Here is a 3,253-nt window from a genome sequence, read left to right on the forward strand (position 1 = left end):
GGCTCCGACTGATTGTAGGCGTTCGGTTTCAGGTACTGTTTCACTCCCCTCGTCGGGGTGCTTTTCACCTTTCCCTCACGGTACTGGTTCACTATCGGTCAGTAAGGAGTACTTAGCCTTCGAAGGTGGTCCTCCGATCTTCAGACAGAATTTCACGTGTTCCGCCCTACTTAATACGTCCTATCATGCTTCATATACGGGGCTATCACCCTCTATGGCCGTGCTTCCCAACACGTTCTATTCACACTCAAGGCTCGGCTGGTCCCCGTTCGCTCGCCGCTACTAGGGGAGTATCAATTGATGTCCTTTCCTCCGGGTACTTAGATGTTTCAGTTCTCCGGGTTTGCTCTTATAAACCTATGTATTCAGTCTATAAGTACCTGTTTTACCGCATTATTAGCTGACCTTGCGGTCAGTAATAACACAGTATCAGGTGGGTTGCCCCATTCGGAAATTCATGGATCAAAGCTTATTCTCAGCTCCCCATGACTTATCGCAGAGTATCACGTCCTTCATCGCCTCTTACTGCCAAGGCATTCACCAAACGCCCTTTTCGCGCTTGATTTGATCCAGAAAAAGACAGACTTGACCGACGAACGGCCGTGCCTGACGCGGCACCCCCAGCTGGTAACTAAAGGGGGCCTTTATCCTGGAACAAAAGTCATACTTTTCCCGCCTGGCCACTGTCGTGACCAGACAATGACTTGCGTCAGCAAGTCAGGACTTCGATCCGTGCAGATCTCAGTCCGGGTTAGTGTACTTGACTTGGACAACACTGCGGTTTCAGCCGGGATATACATGGGCGGTTGAGGAAGCAGCCGCGTCATATACCTTCCACCGAAGTGGAACCGAACCGAGGTGAGCCGCTAACGCGCGGACACCGACAGTGTCGTTATGTTACTGTGAGATTGCTCTCAAAGTAACTGTATCTCTCTTTACGATGTCAATTCGTCCGATTGGACGGTTAAGAACTGCGGACAGTGCTTAACGGTACAATCGGTATGTGTTGGATATGGTGGAGCCTAGGAGGATCGAACTCCTGACCTCCTGAATGCAAATCAGGCGCTCTCCCAGCTGAGCTAAGGCCCCAGTTAGTCAATTTTGCTGCGCAAAATGACGTGGTGGGTCGAGGAGGACTTGAACCTCCGACCTCACGCTTATCAGGCGTGCGCTCTAACCACCTGAGCTACCGACCCAGACAGGCCGGTAGGCCTGAAAACTGTCTGAAGAGATATGAGGACGGATTGGCCCAAATCAGCATCGCAAGCGACACTGACTGATGTGATCAGCTTTGTTTGCTGATCGTGCTAAGTTTTCCACGATCAAGAGCAAGCTCGAGATGCTAGGAAAATCCTTAGAAAGGAGGTGATCCAGCCGCAGGTTCCCCTACGGCTACCTTGTTACGACTTCACCCCAGTCGCTGAGCTCACCGTGGTCCGCTGCCCCCTGTAAACAGGTTGGCGCACGGCCTTCGGGTGAACCCAACTCCCATGGTGTGACGGGCGGTGTGTACAAGGCCCGGGAACGTATTCACCGCGTCATGCTGTTACGCGATTACTAGCGATTCCGACTTCATGGGGTCGAGTTGCAGACCCCAATCCGAACTGAGATAGCTTTTGGGGATTAACCCATTGTCACTACCATTGTAGCACGTGTGTAGCCCAACCCGTAAGGGCCATGAGGACTTGACGTCATCCACACCTTCCTCCCGCTTATCACGGGCAGTTTCCATAGAGTGCCCAGCTTGACCTGCTGGCAACTAGGGATGTGGGTTGCGCTCGTTGCCGGACTTAACCGAACATCTCACGACACGAGCTGACGACAGCCATGCAGCACCTGTGTGACATCCAGCCGAACTGACCGATCGATCTCTCGAAAGTATGATGTCCATGTCAAGGGTTGGTAAGGTTCTGCGCGTTGCTTCGAATTAAACCACATGCTCCACCGCTTGTGCGGGCCCCCGTCAATTCCTTTGAGTTTTAATCTTGCGACCGTACTCCCCAGGCGGAATGCTTAATCCGTTAGGTGTGTCACCGAACAGTATACTGCCCGACGACTGGCATTCATCGTTTACGGTGTGGACTACCAGGGTATCTAATCCTGTTTGCTCCCCACACTTTCGCACCTCAGCGTCAGTATCGAGCCAGTGAGCCGCCTTCGCCACTGGTGTTCCTGTGAATATCTACGAATTTCACCTCTACACTCACAATTCCACTCACCTCTCTCGAACTCTAGACCAGTAGTTTTGGAGGCAGTTCCAGGGTTGAGCCCTGGGATTTCACCCCCAACTTTCTGATCCGCCTACGCGCGCTTTACGCCCAGTAATTCCGAACAACGCTAACCCCCTCCGTATTACCGCGGCTGCTGGCACGGAGTTAGCCGGGGTTTCTTTACCAGGTACTGTCATTATCATCCCTGGCGAAAGAGCTTTACGATCCTAAGACCTTCATCACTCACGCGGCATGGCTAGATCAGGCTTGCGCCCATTGTCTAAGATTCCCCACTGCTGCCTCCCGTAGGAGTCTGGGCCGTGTCTCAGTCCCAGTGTTGCTGATCATCCTCTAAAACCAGCTATAGATCGTAGACTTGGTAGGCCATTACCCCACCAACTATCTAATCTAACGCGGGCCGATCCTTCTCCGATAAATCTTTCCCCCGAAGGGCGTATAAGGTATTACTCACCGTTTCCAGTGGCTATTCCTTAGAGAAGGGCACGTTCCCACGCGTTACTAACCCGTCCGCCGCTAGGTCCGAAGACCTCGCTCGACTTGCATGTGTTAAGCCTGCCGCCAGCGTTCGTTCTGAGCCAGGATCAAACTCTCAAGTTGAAAAGCTGTTGCCAGCTTATCCTTGACGTTCGAACCTCTGCACATATTAGTCTTGACCGGCTAAGGCCAAGACCGACTGTTTGTCTGTGCTTCTGGTTTCATCAGAAACCGAAAGCCGTCCAAACAGTGAAGCTGACACTACATCATCGGGTTGCCCCTAGTAGCGCGATATATGTGCAGTTGTCTGTTCATCGAATGAACCAAACCGCCCACATATCTCTTCAGATATCATCAATGTCAAAGAGCGTCGGAGCCAAAGCCCCAGGACCCGAAAGCCCGAAACAAAATCAACAAACAGCGCCAAATCTCCCGGCGCAGCCCGCGTCATCTATCCCTGTAATCTTCCGCCGTCAAGACCTCCAAGGCACCGCCTCGTCCGTCCGTCCCGCATCCCAACAGCGCCTCAGCGCCGCCGGTGAAGGGGG

2 tRNA genes and 2 rRNA genes (1 of these 4 cut by a window edge) are annotated in these 3,253 nt (G+C 52.8%); all 4 read right to left on the bottom strand.

The annotated features are described in order from the left end of the window. A 23S ribosomal RNA gene (locus ACEWPL_RS19170) occupies positions 1–565 on the bottom strand (it extends 2,359 nt beyond the left edge of the window). A gap of 448 nt (positions 566–1,013) precedes the next feature. After that, positions 1,014–1,089, bottom strand: a tRNA-Ala gene (locus ACEWPL_RS19175). 30 nt (positions 1,090–1,119) lie between these two features. Continuing rightward, a tRNA-Ile gene (locus ACEWPL_RS19180) sits at positions 1,120–1,196 on the bottom strand. A gap of 162 nt (positions 1,197–1,358) precedes the next feature. Next, positions 1,359–2,828, bottom strand: a 16S ribosomal RNA gene (locus tag ACEWPL_RS19185). The 16S and 23S rRNA genes sit together here with 2 tRNA genes alongside, the layout of an rRNA operon. Positions 2,829–3,253 lie beyond the last annotated feature (425 nt).

It is taken from the genome of Roseovarius roseus (assembly GCF_043355935.2).
GTDB classification, from domain to species: domain Bacteria; phylum Pseudomonadota; class Alphaproteobacteria; order Rhodobacterales; family Rhodobacteraceae; genus Roseovarius; species Roseovarius roseus.